Source organism: Treponema pedis (genome assembly GCF_017161325.1).
GTDB lineage: Bacteria > Spirochaetota > Spirochaetia > Treponematales > Treponemataceae > Treponema_B > Treponema_B pedis.
In genome coordinates this window covers 2,651,254-2,671,423 of sequence record NZ_CP045670.1, presented here as the reverse complement: position 1 = coordinate 2,671,423, position 20,170 = coordinate 2,651,254, and the positions used below count along the sequence as shown (strand labels likewise).

The 20,170-nt window shown below is 37.4% G+C and carries 14 protein-coding genes and 2 tRNA genes; 7 read left to right on the top strand and 9 right to left on the bottom strand.

From position 1 onward, the window contains the following. Positions 1-81: 81 nt before the first annotated feature. The 6 genes from DYQ05_RS14225 to DYQ05_RS12290 form a co-directional block, all read right to left on the bottom strand. Positions 82-345 carry a PAS domain-containing protein gene (locus tag DYQ05_RS14225; RefSeq protein ID WP_252723394.1) on the bottom strand — a complete coding sequence of 88 codons (264 nt, stop codon included), beginning with the start codon at positions 343-345 and terminating at the stop codon, positions 82-84. After that, positions 342-1,106, bottom strand: a complete 765-nt coding sequence (locus DYQ05_RS14220) for a DNA polymerase III delta subunit-related protein (RefSeq protein ID WP_252723393.1) — start codon at positions 1,104-1,106, stop codon at positions 342-344. Before DYQ05_RS14220 ends, DYQ05_RS14225 begins: the two co-directional genes overlap by 4 nt. Before the next feature lie 32 nt (positions 1,107-1,138). After that, positions 1,139-1,633: a DNA polymerase III delta subunit-related protein gene (locus tag DYQ05_RS14215; protein ID WP_252723392.1), complete on the bottom strand. Its 495-nt coding sequence runs from the start codon at positions 1,631-1,633 to the stop codon at positions 1,139-1,141. A gap of 20 nt (positions 1,634-1,653) precedes the next feature. After that, positions 1,654-2,043 (bottom strand): CvpA family protein, encoded by a 390-nt coding sequence (locus tag DYQ05_RS12300; protein WP_252723569.1) that lies wholly within the window; start codon positions 2,041-2,043, stop codon positions 1,654-1,656. A 345-nt stretch (positions 2,044-2,388) separates the two neighbouring features. Further along, a complete protein-coding gene (locus DYQ05_RS12295) occupies positions 2,389-2,742 on the bottom strand; it encodes an InlB B-repeat-containing protein (RefSeq protein ID WP_206183517.1) in 354 nt (117 codons plus the stop codon). Between the two features lie 298 nt (positions 2,743-3,040). Beyond that, entirely contained in the window at positions 3,041-8,650 is a 5,610-nt protein-coding gene (locus DYQ05_RS12290) for an alpha-2-macroglobulin family protein (RefSeq protein WP_206183516.1), read from the bottom strand. Positions 8,651-8,796: 146 nt separating this feature from the next. Here DYQ05_RS12290 and selD point away from each other — a divergent pair, with 146 nt between their 5' ends. Further along, positions 8,797-9,831 (top strand): selenide, water dikinase SelD, encoded by a 1,035-nt coding sequence (gene selD / locus DYQ05_RS12285; RefSeq protein ID WP_029410418.1) that lies wholly within the window; start codon positions 8,797-8,799, stop codon positions 9,829-9,831. A gap of 72 nt (positions 9,832-9,903) precedes the next feature. On the opposite strand, the gene DYQ05_RS12280 is transcribed toward selD, so the two are convergent. Both DYQ05_RS12280 and DYQ05_RS12275 read right to left on the bottom strand, forming a co-directional pair. Continuing rightward, the gene (locus DYQ05_RS12280; protein ID WP_024466394.1) at positions 9,904-10,455 is read right to left on the bottom strand and encodes a hypothetical protein; all 552 of its coding nucleotides are present in this window, start codon (positions 10,453-10,455) and stop codon (positions 9,904-9,906) included. A 26-nt stretch (positions 10,456-10,481) separates the two neighbouring features. Further along, positions 10,482-11,339, bottom strand: a complete 858-nt coding sequence (locus tag DYQ05_RS12275) for a TatD family hydrolase (RefSeq protein WP_020966349.1) — start codon at positions 11,337-11,339, stop codon at positions 10,482-10,484. Between the two features lie 39 nt (positions 11,340-11,378). On the opposite strand from DYQ05_RS12275, the gene DYQ05_RS12270 reads away from it, so the two are divergent. The 3 genes from DYQ05_RS12270 to lon all read left to right on the top strand — a co-directional run bounded on the left by DYQ05_RS12270 (position 11,379) and on the right by lon (position 14,183). Next, a tRNA-Leu gene (locus DYQ05_RS12270) sits at positions 11,379-11,462 on the top strand. A gap of 187 nt (positions 11,463-11,649) precedes the next feature. Further along, a tRNA-Met gene (locus DYQ05_RS12265) sits at positions 11,650-11,722 on the top strand. Between the two features lie 91 nt (positions 11,723-11,813). Continuing rightward, a complete protein-coding gene (gene lon, locus DYQ05_RS12260) occupies positions 11,814-14,183 on the top strand; it encodes an endopeptidase La (protein WP_020966348.1) in 2,370 nt (789 codons plus the stop codon). A 185-nt stretch (positions 14,184-14,368) separates the two neighbouring features. Here lon and pbpC read toward each other — a convergent pair whose 3' ends face one another. After that, positions 14,369-16,585 carry a penicillin-binding protein 1C gene (pbpC, locus tag DYQ05_RS12255; RefSeq protein WP_206184152.1) on the bottom strand — a complete coding sequence of 739 codons (2,217 nt, stop codon included), beginning with the start codon at positions 16,583-16,585 and terminating at the stop codon, positions 14,369-14,371. Between the two features lie 273 nt (positions 16,586-16,858). Between pbpC and DYQ05_RS12250 the strand changes: the two genes are divergently transcribed. The 3 genes from DYQ05_RS12250 to DYQ05_RS12240 are packed head-to-tail and all read left to right on the top strand — an operon-like array spanning position 16,859 to position 20,117. Then, complete coding sequence (locus tag DYQ05_RS12250) at positions 16,859-17,797, top strand: ABC transporter ATP-binding protein (protein WP_029410029.1); 939 nt, start codon at positions 16,859-16,861, stop codon at positions 17,795-17,797. A gap of 10 nt (positions 17,798-17,807) precedes the next feature. Then, entirely contained in the window at positions 17,808-18,962 is a 1,155-nt protein-coding gene (locus tag DYQ05_RS12245; protein ID WP_206183515.1) for an ABC transporter permease, read from the top strand. Positions 18,963-18,980: 18 nt separating this feature from the next. Continuing rightward, complete coding sequence (locus DYQ05_RS12240) at positions 18,981-20,117, top strand: ABC transporter permease (protein ID WP_206183514.1); 1,137 nt, start codon at positions 18,981-18,983, stop codon at positions 20,115-20,117. The last annotated feature ends 53 nt before the right edge of the window (positions 20,118-20,170 follow it).

Sequence of the window (20,170 nt, the reverse complement as noted above, 5' to 3'; positions counted from 1 at the left end):
TATTTGGGTTTATCTGCGGAAATTAAATGAAACTCTTCGGTAATTTCGCCGGATTCATTTTGTATAGCTCCTGCAATAAATTTACCGATTTGTTCTTCTTCTATATATTCCCAAACATTTTTTTTCCTGACTTTCGGTTAGCGGATTTGCTAAAATACGTTCCGCCGCCCTGTTGGCGGTTACTATTTTATTGTTCGGAGAGGCTACAATTACTCCGTCGCTGATGGAATCCATTACAGCGTCTAAAAGAGAATATTCTTCTATAAGCAATTTTACGAAATTCTTTAATTGAACTTCGTTCATACTTTGAGATTTTTGTATTGCCCTTCTCATAAATTCTCTCATACGGCAGCCTCCTTAATTTGCTCGGCCAAATTTTCCAAAGCGGCCTGCGGAGAAATATTAAAAATGTCGACGGAAGTTTCGGAAGTTTTTATAAGCTGCGTAATTTTAAAATACGTTTCCGTTTCAAAAGCCGTACATTCACAATCTTTTAAACCGTTTCCTAAAAACGATAAAAGCGCATTTAAAAATAAAATATAAATTGTATGAGGCTTAAATTTATTCAACATGGAAACTATTGAGCTTATTTCTTTTTTGAAGTCGCCGTAAGTATTTTCCGCCTTATATTTTGTTACGGCATTATATAGGGCATGAGGAAGAATTTTATTTTCTCTATCTATGAGCATAAAAACAAATTCGTAAAAAAGAGCTGCCGCCGTTTTAATTGTTTGAAATTCTACAGGTAAAAATCCGTAAAGATACGAGCTTAAAAGATTAAATTTAGCGGCGGCTTCCGGTTTTTGGATATCTCCCTTAAACACCCGCCTTATAACCTCTTCCTGAGAAGCTTCGTCCCGTTCTATAAAATTATATGTGCGTACACGGGATAAAATTGTAGGCATAATAGCTCCGCGATGAGCTGTAGTTAAAACAAAAACGGAATATGAAGGTGGTTCTTCAAGTATTTTTAAAAATGCGTTTCTGGCACCTTCCTGCATTTTATCGGCATTTTCTATAATCAATACTTTTTTTGAGCCTGTAGGCATTAAACGTACCCATGAAGAGGCCTTACGCACTTGATTTATGGGAATGCTGTCATACATACACTCTTCTTGAAGTTTTTCGCTTTTTTCAATTAAAAACGAAATTTTTTCGTTAAAAACCCGCTTTCAAGATTTTCTATCGGTATTGAGGTAAGTTCCGAAACGGCTTCTTCAATTTCCGCAACAAGCGGAGCCGCTTTTAAAAAACGCTGTTCATCGGTATCCCAAAGACGGGCGTCGAAGCGACAGGTAAGTTTTCTAATTGAGCGTAAAAATAAATATCTTGAAGGCAGCGTAATATTATTTAAAAAAGTTTTTGCCGCTGCGTTTATTTCAAGAGTATGGTCTCTTGCTCCCAGTATAAGTACATCAGGGGAAATAAGTTCTTTTTGCCGCAAACAGGAAGAGCAGGTACATTGCCAATTTCCGTCCGTTTCGCAGCAAACCGAGCGGGCAAGCTCCAATGCGGCGGTCAGTTTGCCGGAACATACATTTCCCGAAAATAGTATTGAAGGAGGCAGTTTGTTCCGTCTTATATCTTCCGTGAGCATTTTTGCGGCAGGCTGGTTAATTAAATTTTCAAACAATTTAAATTTCTCCTTAAATTTTAAAATACGGAATTCCAATTGAAAATAAACGGTGAAAGAATTTTCGCAAATATGCTTCCGTCCAACAGTTTAGCTGGATTTACTACGGGTTGAAGGTGTATAAGCATAAGCAAAACCGCAATTAAAAGAAGTCCTTCTATAAGGCCTAAAAAAAAACCTAAAGCTCTATCCAAGCTTTTTAAAGATTGATTGGAAAAAAGTGAGCCTAAAAGAAGTTCTATAAGTTTTATAACAAGGTATGTTGCCAAAAATAAAATTAAAAAAGCTATAACTGCGGAAAGTGCTTGCGGTCCCATTAAACCGGAGATTATCGGAGTAAAAAGTTTATAAAATAAAACCGCAACAAGACCGCCTACTATAACGGCTGCTTTGGAAAAAAATTCCGCTATAAAGCCGCGGATAGTAACCTTTATTATAAAAAAATATTAAAAGAGCCGAAAAGACCAAATCCGCAATTCCTATTCCCGCATTCATTTATTCTCCATATATTAAATAGCTTATAATTTTATTGTATAAAAAAGATTTTAAAATTCTTTAAAAATTTAATTTTTATACCGTTAAATATAACAGAATATCGGAATTTTGTCAGCATTGCATGAAAATTTATATTAATTTTTGCAGTTTAAATAAGGCGAAACGGGTAGCGCTAAAAGATAAAATTACGGGAAAATTTTAATTTAATGTAAAAAAAAAGGCTTTTAAAAGTTGTTATCTTTTAAAAACCTTGCAAATTTTTATCTTTTTACTATAGCCTCGGCCGTTACGGTTGTATCGGCGGTAACGGTAAGTGTAAGAGTTTTATTTTCAGCTTCTGTAGTTTCTACAACAGGGCCTCCTCCGAAATTCCATCTGACTCCTTTATAACCCGCTTCAAGAGTAGCGGTAAACGTTACGGTTGTTCCCGATTTTACGGAGTCTCCCGACTTAATTTCTTTATTGTTGGCAACCGCTTTTACCGTACAGCCGTCGCCTTTTACACTGAAAGTTACCTTAAAGTATCCGGAATCCCTTCCGGTATTGCAGCTTGAAATAATAAGCGGCAAACAGATTACGATAAGCATACTTAAAAAGTATATCTTGTTTTTCATAAATAACCTCTCATATTGATAATTTTTTAAGAGTAATCTTTTTTGATTACATAACAAATAGAACAACAGTTTCTATAAAAGGTTAGTGAATTTCGGATTTATTTACAACCGAATTTTCATTTTTTTTACATTTTATGCAATACGGCACCGTTTTATAAATTCTTTACGATAACGGGCGTTACCTTTTTGTGTAAATTACGGTATATTTATTACATTTATAAAAAAAACGGGCAATACCGGCTAAATTAAAAAACGGATTTAATCGGCATTGCCCTTGCAAGTGAACGGCTTTTAAAGTTTACCGTTTTGCAGTAATTTTAACTCCTTTTATTACAGCCTTATATCCGTTATCATACATAGCTTCCGCATAAATTGCAGGGATATAATAAGAGCCGCCGTAAGTTACCGTACCCATAAATTCAAAAGTTTTTGTTTCAGATTCGGTTAAATTAAAATGAGTATAAATATGGGTATCGCGGAAGTCCTGATAATCATAAAGTTTTTTAACGGAAGAACCGTCGCTATAATCCTCTTCTTCCTCATCTTCTTCGTTTTTGCTTTCTTCAGAGGTGCCCAGCCGTAAATTGGTCATTTCCCAACCTGTAGGGACGGGGAGAGATAGGGCTACATTATCGACATCGGCGTTCGATATATTTTTTACGGTAATCTTTAGTTTAAATCTGGCTCCAAGCTGTAAGTTTTCAGGCTCTATTTTCTCTTCGTCTTCCGTAAAAAAATCGGCTTTAATATTCAAATTTGAAGAAAAATCCGTTTCTTCGCCGGGGATCAGTTTTCCTGAAACATTTATTGCAGCATAAAGCGGACTACCGCCCGTGTTCTTTATTTTCAAATTTTTTGTTGTTTCCGATTCTACAGGCATTTCAAAAATCTTTGAAGCGCCGTGTATTGTTTCTTTAAAGGTTGTTGTACCGCAGACGATTTCGCAGCTTACTTCTTTAGATTTATCGAATTTGTAATGAGGTGCAAGCGACAGTAAAAGCCATGCGGTTTCCTGCGTGGAAAGCCATTCATCGCTTGACGAAACTTTTGCAAGTTTTTGAATTAGGTTTGAAGTTCTGCTATTATCACCCGTAATAGTATAAGCCGACAAAATAAGGGCCGTATCGCGGATATTTGAAGAATAGTTTCTGCCTGAATATCTGTAAACCGTTGTAGGCTCATAAACCTTTTCTAAAAGCAGTCTTGCCGTTTTTATATGTCCTGAAAGGGCATAAGAAGCTGCAAGCATTGACTTGGAAACTTCGTTAAGAGAATCTTCCATATTTTTTAGGCGGTTCATAGCTCCTATATCCGGACTTCCGGCAAGTGCAAGCGTAAATAGCCTGTAGGCTTGGTTTTCCATACTGTCTATAAAATTTGAAGACCAGTTTTTTGCAAGTTCCGTTTGGCGGGTAAGCCATGCTTGGTAAACGGTTTCGTTTACGGTATAACCGGCTTTTTTTGCTTCAAGCATAAAATGTCCCGCATAATTTGTCGCCCATGTACTTTCATCTCCGCCACCGGGCCAATAGGAAAAACCTCCGGAGCGCAGCTGATAATTTTGGTATCTGTCCAAAACGGAGAGGATATTTGTTTTTACATCTTCCGTTTTTTTAGCATCGAGGACAGCCATTAAGGGAAGATAAATTTGCGGGAAGGCTTTGGAAGTTATCTGTTCCATACAGCCGAAAGGATAGTCGATTAAATAAGAGAGCCTTTTTTCAAGCCCTAAAGCGGGCATTTGCGAAATCTCAACGGTAAGTTTTTTTGTTCCGGTTTCACCCTTTAAAGAGATATCCTTTGACCATGATTTTCCCCCTTGTACATTTACAAGTTCAAGTGAAGAATAAGGGGTTCCCCTTGAAAGCACATCTATTTCCGTTTCGGCCTTGGCGGGTTTTACTCCTCCCGCTTCAGCTCCGGCATAAAATTTTGCAATACCCGTTTTATCGGTTTGTACGGTAAAAGAAACCGTAGCATCGCCTCCGGCAGGTACCCTTACTTGTTTTTCTTCCGAAATTTTTACAACACCTTCCGATTTTAAGGAAACCTTTGTATTTTTATCCGAATTTGTTCCGTTAAAAACCGTTACGGGAATTTCTACCGTTTCTCCCGCTCCTACAGTCCGCGGCAGGGTAGGCATAACGATTAAATCGCTTTTTACTTTTACGGTTTCTTCGATTATTCCGTAAGCACCGTCTTTTCCCGCTACAGCCATAATTCGCACGGCTCCTATGTATTGAGGCATTTCAAATTCGATTTGCTTTTTTTCCTTAGCCTTGATTTCATAAGGGCCGAAGAAAAATACTACGGGTTTAAATCTTTCGGCATTTTTTACTCCCTTTCGGTCAATGCCGCCGCCTCCTCCTACAGCCAATAAGGATTCGATTTCACCGGAATAAGCTCCTATAACATAATTATAAATATCCCAAGAAGAAAGCTGGGAAGATTCTTTTTTATAAAAGTAATCCCACGGGTTTTGCGTACCGAAGGCTGTAAGTCCCAATAGCCCCTCGTCTACTACCGCAACCGTAAAGGTCATCGGTTTTCCGTTTTCTTCGCTTACCGTAAATGCCGCCTTGGAATTGGGCTCATAAGAAGAAGCCGTTTTAATTACGGGCTTTAACCGTGTTCCTGCGTCTTCGACCGCTATAGGTGCAATTCCGTATAAACGTATAGGTAAACTGTTTTTTGTCTGACTGTGCTCCTGAATAAGGCTGATATGAACATAAATATTCGGAGCCATTGACGGTTGCAGTTTTACCTTATATGAGGCTATTTTCCCCGAAGCTTTAATCCATTCCTGCTTTAATACCTTTCCGTTTTTTTCAAGCGTTACAAGAGCTCTGGCTCCTTCGTAACTCGGAAAGGTAATTTCCGCCGTATCTCCTGCGGAATATTTTGCCTTATCCGATGTAAGCATTAACATAGAATCGCTTGATTCATCATTTGTTCTGCGGCTGGCCCAGCCTTCCCAATCGAAATAAACGATTTGAGCTGAACTGTGTTTTCCTTCGTTATCGTGAACGGCAATAAGATAGCGTCCCCAATCTCCGTCGTCCACTTTAATTTTTAAATCAGCCTTTCCGTTTTTCGCCTGAATATCCCAGCTTTTAATAAAGCGGGTATTTCGGGAAGAGGTATAATTTACGCTTTCATAATCGGTTTCCCACCACCAATACCATTCAAGTTTGTACAGTTTTACCGTAAGCGGAGTGTTTCCCTTTACGGGGTTGCCTTGAGGGGTTAAAACCGCAAAGTTTAAAGTGCGGTCTTTACCCGTAAAAAGCATTTCTCTATATTTGTCGTCGCTCTTGGGTATTTCCATTCCCACATATTGAGAATACGGCGAATAATCGAATGTTTTGTTTTCAATGGAAAAAGCTCCGGAAGGCTCGTAAATGCGTGTTTCAAAAACGGCTTTTAACTTTCCGGGAGTTTTTTCGCCTGCAAAAAGGTTAAGATTTATATCGGTTTTGCCTTCCGAATTTAATCTGCCTTCCCATACCTTATTTACGCCGGACTTAACCTGCAATTCCGGGTTTATAAAGGTATAGTTTTTATATTTTTCAAACGGCGTACGGTTTAAAAAATAGCGTGCGGAAATTTCCGCTTTTAAATCCGATGCCTTTGCTCCGTGAAGCCATTCGCCCCTTAATTTTACGGAGTTTTCTCCTGAAGTAAGAAATTCCGCCTGCGGTTCCAAATTTACGAAAAGCCGATTGGGCACAATCGCTTCAACTTTTAAAGACTTGCTCCAAGTTTTTCCGCCTGCGGTTACATAAGCCGTCCAAGTACCGGTTTTATCGCTTTCTCCGGTTTTAGTATTTATTTTGTAAAAACCGTTTACCGAAGAAGTAAGGGTTTTAAAATCCGTTCTTTTACCGAGCGGGTCTTCAAGCGTAAAAATTACAGGGAAGTCTTCAGGCAGTTTTTTTTCGGAATCTTGAAGAATAAATACCAGATGCATATCATCACCGGGCCGCCAAACGCCGCGTTCTCCGTAAATAAACCCCTTTATTCCGCCCTTGCTTTTTTCTCCGTCAACTTCAAAATGGCTGGTGGAAAGTACATCGGACTGGAGAGTAATCCAATTAAAATCTCCGTTTTTTTCAGCTTGAATAAAATATGCATCTTTTTCGTTTTCAAGCATTAAAAGTCCCTGAGAATCGGTTTTACCTTCTCCGGCTTCTTTTTGAGCATACGTAAACAATTTAACCGTTACTCCGCTCATAGGTTCCGCTGAAATCAAATCGGCGGCCGCAATGTACAATTTATTTTCACGGTCGCGTTTTACCGAAAGACCTATATTTGAAACCAAGATTACCTTTGAAGTTGTAGAAAATTCTCCGTACGAGGGAAGATAATAAGCCGGATGCATGGGATTATCCCGCATACTCCAAAATTTATAACGCTGCTCGTTCGTTAAATCCGCATTTTCCCAATAGTCGCTTTCAATATCCTTAAAACCCTCAAGCTCTACGGCATCGCGCGGAAAAGGTAAACCGGAAAAATCTTCGGTATTTGAAATAGGCTCATATTTACTGTGCTTTTTTATAAAACTTACTTTAAGATAAAACATTCCGCCCGGAAATTTTTTAATAAGTTTTGTCATATCCAAAGAACGTACCACATAGCGGTTTTTCATAGAAGAGTTCCACTCAAAATCGAAAGACTGCCTCCAAACGGGTTCTCCTACTCTTTTAAGTTCGTTTATTCCGGAAATAGTGCTGTTTACCTGAAAATATTGAAGCATATTCTTATCGAAAATTTGAAAGGCCTCAACCGTAAGACCGCTTATGTTTTTTGTGGACACCAGTACTCTTGCATTATCTTTAACCGGTAAGATATTTCCTCCGGCTGTAAATTCCACGGCAGGTTTTTCCCAAACGGTTTTTACCGAAAAATCGGCTTTTTGGTCAAGTTTTTTTCCTTTAGCATTTTTTATGCCTTCTAAGACCGAAATTTTAGCATCGTCGGGCCATACCATATTTTGTACGAATACCTTAACCTTATATCCGTCAATACTCGTCCAATAAGTATACCCTCCGGAGCTTGTAACATTTATAAAACCGCGTAAATCCTGAGATTCGTCAAGACGGTCGGAAAAGCTGATACAAATTTCGCTTTCGTTTTCCTGTGTTATCGAAGTTACCTGAAAAACGGATTCGGCAGAAACCGTAAATTCTTTTTTGCCCGCTTCATCGGCTCCCAAACTTTTTAAGTCCCAAGATACTATTAAATTTTGAAAATATTTTTTACGGCGAATTTTATTTATATTGATTTTATATGTATTTGCCGAAGAGCCCTGACTGATATTTACGGGTTGCTCTTCTTTTAAAGAATTTCCCTCAAGTTCCGCCTTTACAATCTTGCCGACGGTTTCAATACTGACGGGAATATCGGTTTCACAAGTCGCTTCAAAATAAAAAACCGTATCGTCCTTTTCATCGGGAATTAAATCCGCATACGTTATTTTAAATTCCGGTTGGGCTATGATAAATGAGGCGGAAAGACCTTTTATGTTTGCCTTGTTATTTTGCAACAGCCCTACATCTAAATTTAAATTAAGAGAATTGTTAAAATCGTAGGCTTCGGAAGGTGTAAAGGTAATTTGTTTTGCTCCTACGGCTTTCCACTCGCCTTTTACCGCCGGAGTAAGAACGCAAGCTTTTTCAAGGTTTTCGATATAAGCAATGTCTTCTTTAAAAATAACATTTATGGGTTCAAGTCTTTTTAATGCCGAATAGCTTATACTTTCAATATCTTCCATCGCATTACTCTGAAACGGTTCACCTTTTTTGCAGGAATAGGAAAGAAGAATAACACATACAATAATTGCGGCGGTCAAATAAGATTTTGCCGACCTTATAGCCTTAAGAAGGCCGTTTGTCCTTTTAGTTTTCATGAAAAAATTATAGCATAAGAACGAAAATTTTTCAATTAAATTTTAATGTAAAATACATTATTGTGATATGCACCAACTTGACGAAAAATTAAATTTAATGTAATAAATGTAATAAATATAAAAAATAATATAATAGGAGAATAACTATGCAGGAAAAAAAAGATTCGCTTTTTGTATGCGGGGGCTGTAATGCCAAAATAGGAGCGGGCGTTTTAAGCGGGCTTTTAAAAAGTTTACCGAAAACCTTTTATCCGGGGCTTTTGGTAGGTTTCGACAGTTCGGACGATGCCGCGGTTATAAAAATGAGCGAAGACCTTGCAATAATTCAAACCTTGGATTTTTTTCCGCCCATGGTTACGAATCCGTATATTTTCGGACAGGTTGCCGCAACAAATGCTTTAAGCGACGTTTATGCGATGGGCGGAGAACCCGTATGCGCCCTTAACATTGTCTGCTATCCTGAAGAAGGTATTGACGGCGGGTATTCCGCCTTGGAAAAAATTTTACTCGGCGGAACTGAAAAAATAAAAGAAGCCGGCGCAGCTCTTGCGGGCGGGCATTCCATTCATGACCCGAAACCCAAGTACGGACTTTCCGTTATGGGAAAAATTCACCCTGAAAAAATTTGGAAAAACGATACGCCTCAAGAAGGCGATGTTTTGTTTTTAACAAAAAAACTGGGAGTCGGAATTATAACTACGGCTTACAGTGTGGGAGAAGTGCCTGAAGAGGCCTTTAACGAAGCCGTAAAATCGATGACAACTTTAAATAAATATGCGGCGGAAGTTTTGCGCAATTTCGATATTCACAGCTGTACCGATGTTACCGGATTTGCTCTTATCGGGCATTTAAGCGAAATGGTAACCGGTAATTTTACGGCCGTTTTAAATTCAAAAGAAATCCCTTTTATAAAAGAGGCTTATAAGGCTGCAAATGAATTCTTACTTACGGCGGGCGGACAGCGGAACCGCAATTTTGCGGCGGGCAAGGTTTTGTTTAATATAAAAGATTTTGCAATGGAAGAAATTCTGTTCGACCCTCAAACATCGGGAGGTCTTTTATTTGCCGTAAGCAAACTGGAAGCCGAAAAAATAAAAGACGAATTTAAAAAACGCAATCTTCCTCTCTGGCAAATCGGCGAAATACATAAGAGGGAAGAAGCGGCGATTAAAATAAATTAAAACGGGAAATTTTAAAGGAGCCCTTGCAAAGTTTAAAAAACTTCGTAAGGGCAGGTTAAACCGTTGCCGCAATTATTCCTTTGTGTAAATCGAAAGGATTTCGCAAATATAAACATAGTGAAAATCCCTTTTAGGATACGCATTGATAATAATTTGCGGGTCCGAAAATAAATCCGGGTCAAAGCGGCTTCGGTAAAGTTTTCTGCAAACAATATTTATTTTTGCCTGTTCAAACCCGACGGCTCCTTCTTCCAAAAGTACGGGTTTTAAGCCTGTAACTTCCGCCTTATCAATATCGCGTCCCGATTTGGTACCGCATATCGAAAGAGCCTCTCTCATCTTTTTATCTTTCGAATCAAAAAACGAAAGAGTAATATAGTCTTCTCTTTCGGCAAATTCATAAGTGTAACGCGTCGGACGGATAACAACACAGGCGGTAATTTTATTCCATAAATAACCTATTCCGCCCCAGCCTGCCGTCATAGTATTCCACTTTTCTCTTTCGGTACCGGAGCCTGCGGTTACTAAAAAGCCTTCTCTGTGCTCTCCCGTAATAGAAGTTACGGGTTTAATAAGTTTGTCTACAAGTTCAGGTGTAGCCTTTTGCATTTTAAAATTTTTCATTTTTTTTCTCCCATTGTTTGACTATTTTAGGCCGTTTTTACGGCAAAACATTCACAGCAATTGTTATAAATTTGTTCCGCAAGAGTTTGCATATTTTTTCCTAAAATTTCCGAAACGGCGGCATACACATATTCTATCAAAAGAGGAGTGTTTAACTTACCTCGAAAAGGAGAAGGTGCAAGATACGGTGAGTCCGTTTCCAAAAGAAGTCTGTTTTCGGGAACACACCTTATAAGTTCCGCCGTTTTTTCTTTATCGTAATTTTTTTTAGGATAGGTAATATTTCCCGAAAATGAAATATACCAGCCGCGTTTTATAAATTCTTTTGCTTCCTCAATTCCGTAAGAATAACAGTGTATTATTCCCTTATGATAACCGATTTCATCTATACACGCAAGGGTTTCCTCAAAGGCCGCCCTTGAGTGAACTATTACGGGAAGATTTTTTTCGCGGGCGAATTTAAGCTGTTCTTTAAAAAGAAATTCTTCGCCTTCAGTGTCCGCAGTTCCTTTTTCTTCTTCCGTATTGTTTTCCGCAGCATGTCCGTTCCAATACCTGTCAAGCCCGCATTCGCCCAAGGCGCAGTATTCCGGTTTTTCGGCGAGGAGGGTATTTATATCGGCCTTTAAAGCTTTTATGGATTTTTCAGGCTCGGCAATGCTTAAAGCGTGCGGCCAAAGTCCTGCCGCAAACCGAATAAATTCAGGAATTTTTTCTCCGAATGAGCGGACTAAAACTTCCCGCCTTTTTTTTAAATCGCCAGGTTCGGTTCCTATATCCATCAAGAATTTAAAACCTTTATCCTGCATTTCTTTTAAAAAAGAAGGGTTCCCGCCGTTTTTTTGTAAAATGGAAAAAATATGCGCATGAGAATCCGAAAACATATTGACACTCCGTTTGTTTTTGTGTATTATATCAAAATCGCTGAAGTGGTGGAATAGGTAGACACTAGGGACTTAAAATCCCTTGGCAGTAATGCCGTACGGGTTCAATTCCCGTCTTCAGCATGTAAAAAGGCGGGTTTTATAAGCATAAAGCCCTCCTTTTTTTTATTCAAGCCTTTAAGTTTTATGTAAGATAATAAGTCTTTTTCCTTTTGGAAAAAAAGGCATTTACTTTTTATATAAAATCTCCGGCAATTTTAAAAAAGCTATTGACATAATAAAAGTTATCTGTTACAATACTTACCTACATCGCAGGGTAGAGCAGTTGGCAGCTCGTCGGGCTCATAACCCGGAGGTCGGAGGTTCGAGTCCTCTCCCTGCTATCTTTTTAAGACGCTATTTAAAAAGCGTCTTTTTTTTTAAATAATTTTTTCCCCGATTGACTTTTTTATCGATAATGGTGATATTTAAGCTATGGCAAAAACAAAAGAAATTATACCTATTGAACAATTGATGCCGCAAAAGCTGAATTTACTTCCTTTGGCGGGCAGGCCTATTTTCCCCGGAATATTTACACCGTTTTTAATCAACAGTCCTGAAGATATAAAATCGTTGGAAGAAGCTTATAACGGCGACGGTTTTATAGGGCTTTGTCTTTTAAAAAAAGAAACCGAAAACCCTTCAGTCAATGATTTGTATAAAATCGGCAGTGTTGCAAAAATCGTGCGCAAAATAAATTTGCCTGACGGCGGCTTAAACGTATTTATTGCTACGCAAAAACGCTTTAAAATACGCAAAGTCATAAGCGATGCAAATCCGATGACGGTAATAGTGCAATATCTTGAAGAAGAGATGGCTGAAGACAAGGAATTTGAAGCCCTTACAAGAGCCTTAATAAGCGAAGTAAAAGTTATCTCCGAAAACAATCCTCTTTTTTCTGAAGAAATGCGGCTTAATATGGCAAACATAAATCACCCGGGAAGAATTGCCGATTTTACAGCCAGTATTTTAAATATTTCAAAAGAAGACCAGCAAAAAATTCTTGAAATTCTTAACGTAAAAAAAAGAATGGAAGAAGTTTTTATTCACATAAAAAAAGAACAGGACTTACTTAAAGTTCAACGTAAAATTCAGGAAGATTTAAACGTACGCATAGAAAAAAATCAGCGTGAATATTTTTTAACCGAAGAATTAAAATCCATTAAAAAAGAGTTGGGAATTACAACGGACCCTAAAATCAAAGAAGAAGAAAAGTTTGAAAAGCTTATTAAAGAATTTAATTTTACGGGTGAAGTAAAAGAAGCCGTTGATTCCGAATTTGAAAAATTTAAAATGCTTGAGCCTCATTCTTCGGAATACGTTGTTACACGCAATTATCTTGAAACTATTTTAAGTCTGCCTTGGAAAAATTCCGAGCCTGAAGATTATAATTTGGAAAAGGCCGAGAAAATTTTAAATAAAGAGCATTACGGACTTGACGATGTGAAGGAGCGCATTTTAGAATATTTGGCTGTACGGAAATTAAAGAACGATACAAAAGGCTCAATTATTCTTTTGGTAGGCCCTCCCGGTGTTGGAAAAACAAGCGTAGGTATGTCGATTGCTCATGCAATGAATAAACCTTTTTTCCGTTTTTCTGTAGGAGGAATGAAGGACGAGGGTGAAATTAAGGGACACCGCAGAACTTATATCGGCGCAATGCCCGGCAAAATTCTGCAAGGTCTAAAAGTGGTAAAAACAAATTCGCCCGTGTTTATGATTGATGAAATAGATAAGATGGGTTACAGTCATCAGGGAGACCCCTCAAGCGCCTTACTTGAAGTTTTGGACCCTGAGCAAAATATTAACTTCAGGGACCATTATTTGGATTTACCCTTTGATTTATCGAATATAGTTTTTATTCTTACGGCAAATACACCCGATTCCATTCCGCGTCCTCTTTTGGATAGGACTGAAGTTATAAAACTTTCAGGTTATATAGATTCCGAAAAAGTGCAAATTGCAAAAAAACATCTTATCCCTAAAAGTTTAAAAAATCACGGTTTAAAAAAAGAACAGGTTTCTTTTAGCCGGGAGATTCTTTTATATATTGCAAATGCTTATGCCCGCGAAGCGGGAGTGCGTAATTTTGAAAAGAACATCGATAAAATTCACCGTAAAATTGCCGCAAAAATAGTCGGTAACAAAATTGAAGAAGATGAAAAAATCGTTGTTACAAAAGAAATTATAGAAGAAATGCTGGGTAAGCCGATTTTCCGCGATGACGATATAAAAAAAGCCGACAAGGCCGGTACGTCAATCGGGCTTGCATGGACTTCTATGGGCGGGGATACTCTTTTAATAGAATCTGCAAGTATGCCCGGTAAGCCGGTATTTAAAATGACGGGGCAGGCCGGTGATGTTATGAAAGAATCCGCAGGTATTGCTCTTTCGTGGACGCGTATGTTTTCCGCAAAAAACAAAATAAAACCTCCTGAATGGTTTGAGCGGCATATTATTCACTTGCATTTGCCGGAAGGAGCTACTCCGAAAGACGGGCCTTCTGCAGGTATTACTATGGCAACGGCATTGCTTTCACTTTTTTCCGGGAAAACTATAAAACAAAATTTGGCAATGACGGGAGAACTTTCTCTTACTGGTCAGGTTTTAGCTATAGGCGGTTTAAAAGAAAAAACCATTGCGGCCCGCCGAAACGGAATAAAAGATATTATAATTCCGCAGGCAAACGTACGCGACTTGGACGAGATTCCGGATTATGTAAAAAAAGGAATTAAATTTCATTCCGTAAGCAGAATTGAAGAAGTTATAGAGATTGCGTTTGAAGGTAAATTGCCTGCCGATTAGGCTGCCCGCGCATAAAAAGCGCAGCATTCTGAGGATAACAGTTATAGCGGTTTGTAAGATAATAAGTTTACGGTTTTTTCTCGGTTTGTTTATTCGTGCGAAAGATTAATCACTGCGGGAACCGTAAACGGTATCCGGCTTTTGAAAACAACAACCTTGCCGCTTTGCGTAGAGGTTGTTGTTTTTTAATTAAGCACCTTAAACATTCTTTTACGCTGTTTTCCTCTCGTATCGGTTAAAGTTAAAATATGCGTGCCGCTTGGAACCCTTATCTTCATTTGATGATACGTTTGCGTACTGCCCAAATATTCTCCGTCTATGTCCCAGTAAATTATTGCCGAAGAATCTTTATGCATAGCATGGGCGACAAGCGCTCCGGAAGAGCCGTCCAATTCGGTAGGGATATAAATATTTATTCCGTTTTCGGGAAATAAAATTTCAAACTCGTCTTGCGAGTCTGCGCGGCTTTCTTTAAGACGGGGCGGCAAGGGAGAATAGTTATGGTGAGTTTGCATATAAAAATATTCCGCAGCGGCGGGAAGAATAAACCGGTTTTCTATTTTGGGAAACTCTTTTATATCCGAAGCCGACGCTTGAAATTTTCCGTCCGGTGTAAGAGAAACGGCCCTGCAATAAGGGCATACTCCTCGAGAATGCGCATTAATCGGTTTTAAAGTTTTTTTTACATTACTGCAAAATTCCGAAGCGGGAAATCCTGAGTGCATACATACCTTAACGGATTCAAAATCCGTTCCGTTTAAAACGGGCCATTCGGTTTTAGGTAAAATATTAAACACTTCAAAGAGAATAGGTGCGGCAAGTTTTGTACTGATTATCTCAGGTCTGCCTTCTCCCGTAGCATTTCCGCACCAAACGCCTACCGCGTATTTTTGCGTAACTCCTATTGCCCATGCGTCCTTATTACCGTAACTTGTTCCCGTTTTCCATGCAATTTTTTGTCCTCCCGAATAAAGCTGCCAAATCGACTCTTCTTCGGGACGGTTTCCTTCCGCAAGTACATCAAGCGTCAATCGGCACGCTCCTTCCGAAAACGGAAATTTCCCGCATTCTTTTCGCATACTGCGGAGCATAAGTTTTCTGTAATTTTCGGTAATTTCAAAAAGAGTAACTTCTCCTCCTCCTAAAATCAAAGGAAGGCCGTATTCTTCTGCAGAGCGGGTAAATGTAGTAAATCCCGAACGCTTTAATAAATCCAAAAAAGCCGGAATTGTAAACTCCCGCAAGGCTCTTATAAAAGGGACGTTAAGCGAGTACGAAAGAGCTTCTTTTGCAGGGATTGCACCGGAATACGAGTGTGAATTGTTTTGCGGACTGTAGCCTGCAATTTTGGTAGGAATATCTATCATCAGTTGATTCGGTAAAATCATTCCGGCATCAAGCATAGCTGCAAATAAAAAAGGCTTTAACAAACTTCCCGAGCTTCTTTTTGCTTGAACCATATCTACATGCGGGTTTTTCCCTTTTTCCGAATTAAATCCGGTATTACCTATATAGCTTTCAATATTTCCGGTTTCGGTATTTAAAATCAGAATTGCAATATTGTTTACACCGCTTAAAGAAAAGTTTTCGAATTTTTGCTCCGCAATTCTGAAAACCGTTTGCTGAAGCTCCGCATTTAAAGTAGTAATATGTTTTTCATTGCCCGCTTTATTTTTATATTTTGCTTTTAAAAATTCCAAATAATGAGGAGCAAGCTGCGGAAGAGGGGACGGTTTTTCGGGAATATTTTCTGCAAGTGAAAGGTTGTAAGTTTCATCATCTATTTTATTTTGTAAAAATAAATTATACAGGAGTTTATTGCGCTTTGCTTTTAATATCTCCGCATGTTTCCCGGGACGCACGAGAGACGGCTGGTTGGGAAGTACCGCAAGCACGGCGGCTTCCGCCCAAGTTAAATCGCCTGCACTTCTTTTAAAATAACGAAGCGAAGCCGCTTCAAGCCCTACAACGTTTCCGCCGTAAGGAGCGTGTGCCGCATAAACGGCAAGTATATCGTTTTTTGAATATTTTAATTCCAAAAAAAAAGCTTTTATCGTTTCCTTTAATTTTTGTACGAACTTGCGTTTTGTGTTTTTTTCCGAAAGGCGCGAAACTTGCATTGTAATTGTAGAAGCTCCGGATACCACCTGTTTTGAAAAAAGGTTATCAAAAAATGCCCGCACAACCGAGGCGGGGTCAACACCTAAGTGAAAATAAAAATTTTTATCTTCGTAAGTTAAAAGAGCTGTCTTATATTTTTGAGGTATGGCTTCGCTTTGCGGAAATCGCCACTGCCCGTCGTCGGCTGCGGCGGCTCCTAAAAGTTTTCCGTCGGAGCTGTAAACGGTAAATGAATACACGGAGTTAAACCGGGGAGTAAATATTAAAATAAAAGAAAACATAAAACAGGCACATAAAAAACTTATGCCGAAGGGTTTTATCGTTTTTAAATTCAAAAAAATTTAATATTCATTTGCAGCTCGTAAGTATAACAGAAAAAATAAAAATTAGCTATACCGACAAAAAGAAATGTATTTATAATACACAAAGCCTTAAAACATTGAGCGGTTACTTAAAATAATGACTATTTTCCTTTAAAAAAATGACTTTCGGCACTTTTATTTTTTTACGCTTATGTTAAAATACTTTATAAGTTTTATAAGCGGGAGTAAAATATGAAAATACTTGAAGTAAAAGGTGTTTCAAAAAAATACGATAAAAAACAAGTACTTACAAATATTTCATTTGATATTGAAGAAGGCGATATCTTCGGTTTAATAGGACCTAACGGAGCCGGAAAATCGACACTTATAAATATTATCACAGGCATTTTAGAACCTCTTTCGGGTGAAGTATTTATAGGCGGATATAGTATTAAAAAAGAAGCGATTAAGGCAAAACGGATTATGGGGCTTGTACCGCAAGAAATTGCATTAAGCGAAGAAATTTCCGCAAAAGATAATCTCGAATTCTTCGGAAGTTTATACGGCCTTTACGGAAAAAAATTAAAACTTGCAGTAGGCGAAGCCCTTGAACTTGCAGGTATTTCCGATAAGAAAAAAGAAATTGTTAAAAAATTTTCAAGCGGAATGAAAAGGCGGCTTAATCTTGCAGCGGCGATTATGCATAAACCGCGCCTTCTTGTTTTAGACGAACCTACCGTAGGCGTAGACCCTCAATCGCGGAACAGTATTTTTGAATATTTGCGTACAGTCAATAGGGAAGCTGAAACCTCAATTTTATATACTTCCCACTATATGGAAGAAGTTGAAGAATTTTGTAAAAATATTTTTATAATTGATGAAGGAAGAGAAATTGCTTCAGGCTCTTTAAATGCGGTAAAAGAAAGAACAAGCCATACCGTAACCGTTGAGATTAAAGTAAGCGAGGTCTTTCCCGAGTTAAGCGATAAATTAAGCTTGTTGGACGGAGCATTAAAAGTGGAAGACGGTTTAGACTTTATTAAAATTTTATACGAACGAAAAAAAATGAATTTGGACGAAATTATAAAAACCGTACAAAGCTCTTCGGTTTCAATTAAAATGTTAAAGGTCAACGAACTTAATCTCGGCGAAGTTTTTTTACAGCTTACAGGTAAAAAATTAAGAGAATAAGGAGAAGAAAATGAAAGCTTTTTTACGTTTTAACGCCGTCCTCATTAAAAATAATTTATTTGTATTTATCTTTTTAAATTTATTTACACCGGTGCTTTTAGTAGGATTTTTAGGTACGATGAAAAACAATAATATAAAATCGAATACTTTAAAAAATCCTTTATCCGTACATATAACCGATGAAGATAAAACCGATTTGTCTTTAAGTTTTGTAAATGCATTACAATCTGAAAAGTTAAAAACTGTAATGGATTATAAAGATGAAAAAAATCCCGAATATGAAATTATAATTCCTAAGGGATATAAAACCGCTGCGGAAAATAATGCCGAATTCGATATTATTATACGTGAAGCTAAAAATGCCGGCAGTGCGGCAGGAATACTTTTAGCTTCAATTATAAAAAATATAAACACTTCGCTTATTACAAATTATAACATCACTAAAAATATGGAAGATATTGCAAAACAAAATGCCGATTTGTATTCGGAACTGAAAACCGAATACGAGGCTTTACGGCAAGAGCTTATAAAGCCCGCCGCAAATATTAAACTTTATCAAGCGGAATTTGCTTTATCCGGCTACGGTGTATACGCAATATCGTATATAATACTTATTATTTTCACTTTTGCAATACAACCCGCATACAATTCATATAAAAAAACGGATTCCGCTTTTAAAATAAGACTAGCCTCATTACCTTTAAAACGTGGAAGTCTTTTTACATTTAAAGTAGCGGCACAGTCGGTAAATGTTTTTGTTATTACACTTATTTATTTACTCTTTTTCAGAATTTTAAATATTGCATTTACTCAAAATATTTTTCTTATTTTATTTTATGCGCTTATCGTTTCATTCTTTTGCGGAAGCCTGGCCGAATGCTTGGATTGCTTTAGGAATAAAGATGCGGTAATAGGTTCGGCATCGATTTTATTTTTCGGCGGGTTTATAATTATGGATATTATTACTCCCGTTTTAAAGGAGAGATACAAGTCTGCTTACATATTGGCCGAATACAATTTGGTTAATATAATAATATTGCCTTTAAAAACATTAGCGCTTAAAAGCTCCGCTTTTGAAATTGCAAAGAGTTTTTTATTTTTATTTGTGATGAGTTTTGTATTTTATATTTGCGGACTTTGTATTACCGAATCTAAGAAAAGATAGAATTTAAAGGAGATAATAATGAAGAATTTTTTTATTTTGGTTGCAGTACAAGTAAAACGGTTAATTAAAAATAAGGATATACTTATAGGTTTTATAGCTCCTTTTGTACTGATGTTGATTGTATTTATTATCACGGTTAATCTCGGCAAGATTAAAGAAAAAGATAAAGAAACCGTAAAAAATGATTTTTCAGTTCGTATGGATAATATAGGCTATACTGTAAATGATAAAGCGGATTTGTGGAAAAAATTTATAAAAGGGGGTGTTTTATTTGAAGATATGGCAAAAGCGAAAGACGGTTTAGCTAAGTCGGAAATTATCGGCTTAATTATAATTCCCGATGATTTTTCGGAAAAAATAAATAGGCGAATAAAACCTGAGTTGGAAATATTAACGAATGATAATACCGGTATGAATAGTATTGTACAACTTATCAATATAAACATAAATAATTATCTTATCGATTCTTTTATAAGGTCTTCGAATATTGCAAAAAATACAAGTAAAATTTCAGCTTCTTTAATGAATGTAATATGTAGACGTCCCAATAATGTAGATATAATTAATATCGTATTAAAAATGATAACACTTATGATTTTATATGTAATTTGTATTTCTTCTGCAAGTATTTTAAAAGATATTGTAACCTTTAGGGAAAGCAAGATGCTTGCAAGAGCGATAAGCAGTCCGAATTCGGAAAGAGCTATTGTAGGAAGTATATTATGTGCATTTGTATTTTTACAAGTAACGATAAATATGATTTTCTTTTTTATCTTTGTAAAAACGGTAAATTTAAAAATTGCAGGACTCGGGATTATTTTTTTAACTGTAATTTCCGCCGGCTTTTTTTCATTGTCGCTGGCCGTTTTATTTGCACGGATATTTAAAAAAGTTTCACAGTTAAATACGGCATCAGGACTGATTCTTATAATTACAATGATATTATTCTTTTTAGCTCTTTCCTTCACAATGGACGATATAGGTATAATCAGCGTCCCTGTAATACTTAAACGGTTAACGCCTCTTTCTCCTTTATATTGGCTTGTTGAAATGCTGGATAAAGAAAAGCTGTTTCCCAATTTAATTATAGTTTGGCTAATGATTGCCGCAATATTTACCTCAGGCAGTTGGAAACTGAAAGAATTTAATGCTTAAAAAGACGTTAAAATCTGCGGTGTTTCGTATTGCTTGTTAAACAGGATACCGCA

Excerpts from the sequence above, each read along its gene's own strand:
- DYQ05_RS12290 (WP_206183516.1), bottom strand. The coding sequence starts at position 8,650 with ATGAAAACTAAAAGGACAAACGGCCTTCTTAAGGCTATAAGGTCGGCA.
- DYQ05_RS12240 (WP_206183514.1), top strand. The coding sequence starts at position 18,981 with ATGAAGAATTTTTTTATTTTGGTTGCAGTACAAGTAAAACGGTTAATT.
- pbpC (WP_206184152.1), bottom strand. The coding sequence starts at position 16,585 with ATGTTTTCTTTTATTTTAATATTTACTCCCCGGTTTAACTCCGTGTAT.
- DYQ05_RS12275 (WP_020966349.1), bottom strand. The coding sequence starts at position 11,339 with ATGTTTTCGGATTCTCATGCGCATATTTTTTCCATTTTACAAAAAAAC.
- DYQ05_RS12295 (WP_206183517.1), bottom strand. The coding sequence starts at position 2,742 with ATGAAAAACAAGATATACTTTTTAAGTATGCTTATCGTAATCTGTTTG.
- DYQ05_RS14225 (WP_252723394.1), bottom strand. The coding sequence starts at position 345 with ATGAGAGAATTTATGAGAAGGGCAATACAAAAATCTCAAAGTATGAAC.
- lon (WP_020966348.1), top strand. The coding sequence starts at position 11,814 with ATGGCAAAAACAAAAGAAATTATACCTATTGAACAATTGATGCCGCAA.
- DYQ05_RS12280 (WP_024466394.1), bottom strand. The coding sequence starts at position 10,455 with ATGAAAAATTTTAAAATGCAAAAGGCTACACCTGAACTTGTAGACAAA.
- DYQ05_RS12250 (WP_029410029.1), top strand. The coding sequence starts at position 16,859 with ATGAAAATACTTGAAGTAAAAGGTGTTTCAAAAAAATACGATAAAAAA.
- DYQ05_RS12245 (WP_206183515.1), top strand. The coding sequence starts at position 17,808 with ATGAAAGCTTTTTTACGTTTTAACGCCGTCCTCATTAAAAATAATTTA.
- DYQ05_RS14220 (WP_252723393.1), bottom strand. The coding sequence starts at position 1,106 with ATGTATGACAGCATTCCCATAAATCAAGTGCGTAAGGCCTCTTCATGG.
- selD (WP_029410418.1), top strand. The coding sequence starts at position 8,797 with ATGCAGGAAAAAAAAGATTCGCTTTTTGTATGCGGGGGCTGTAATGCC.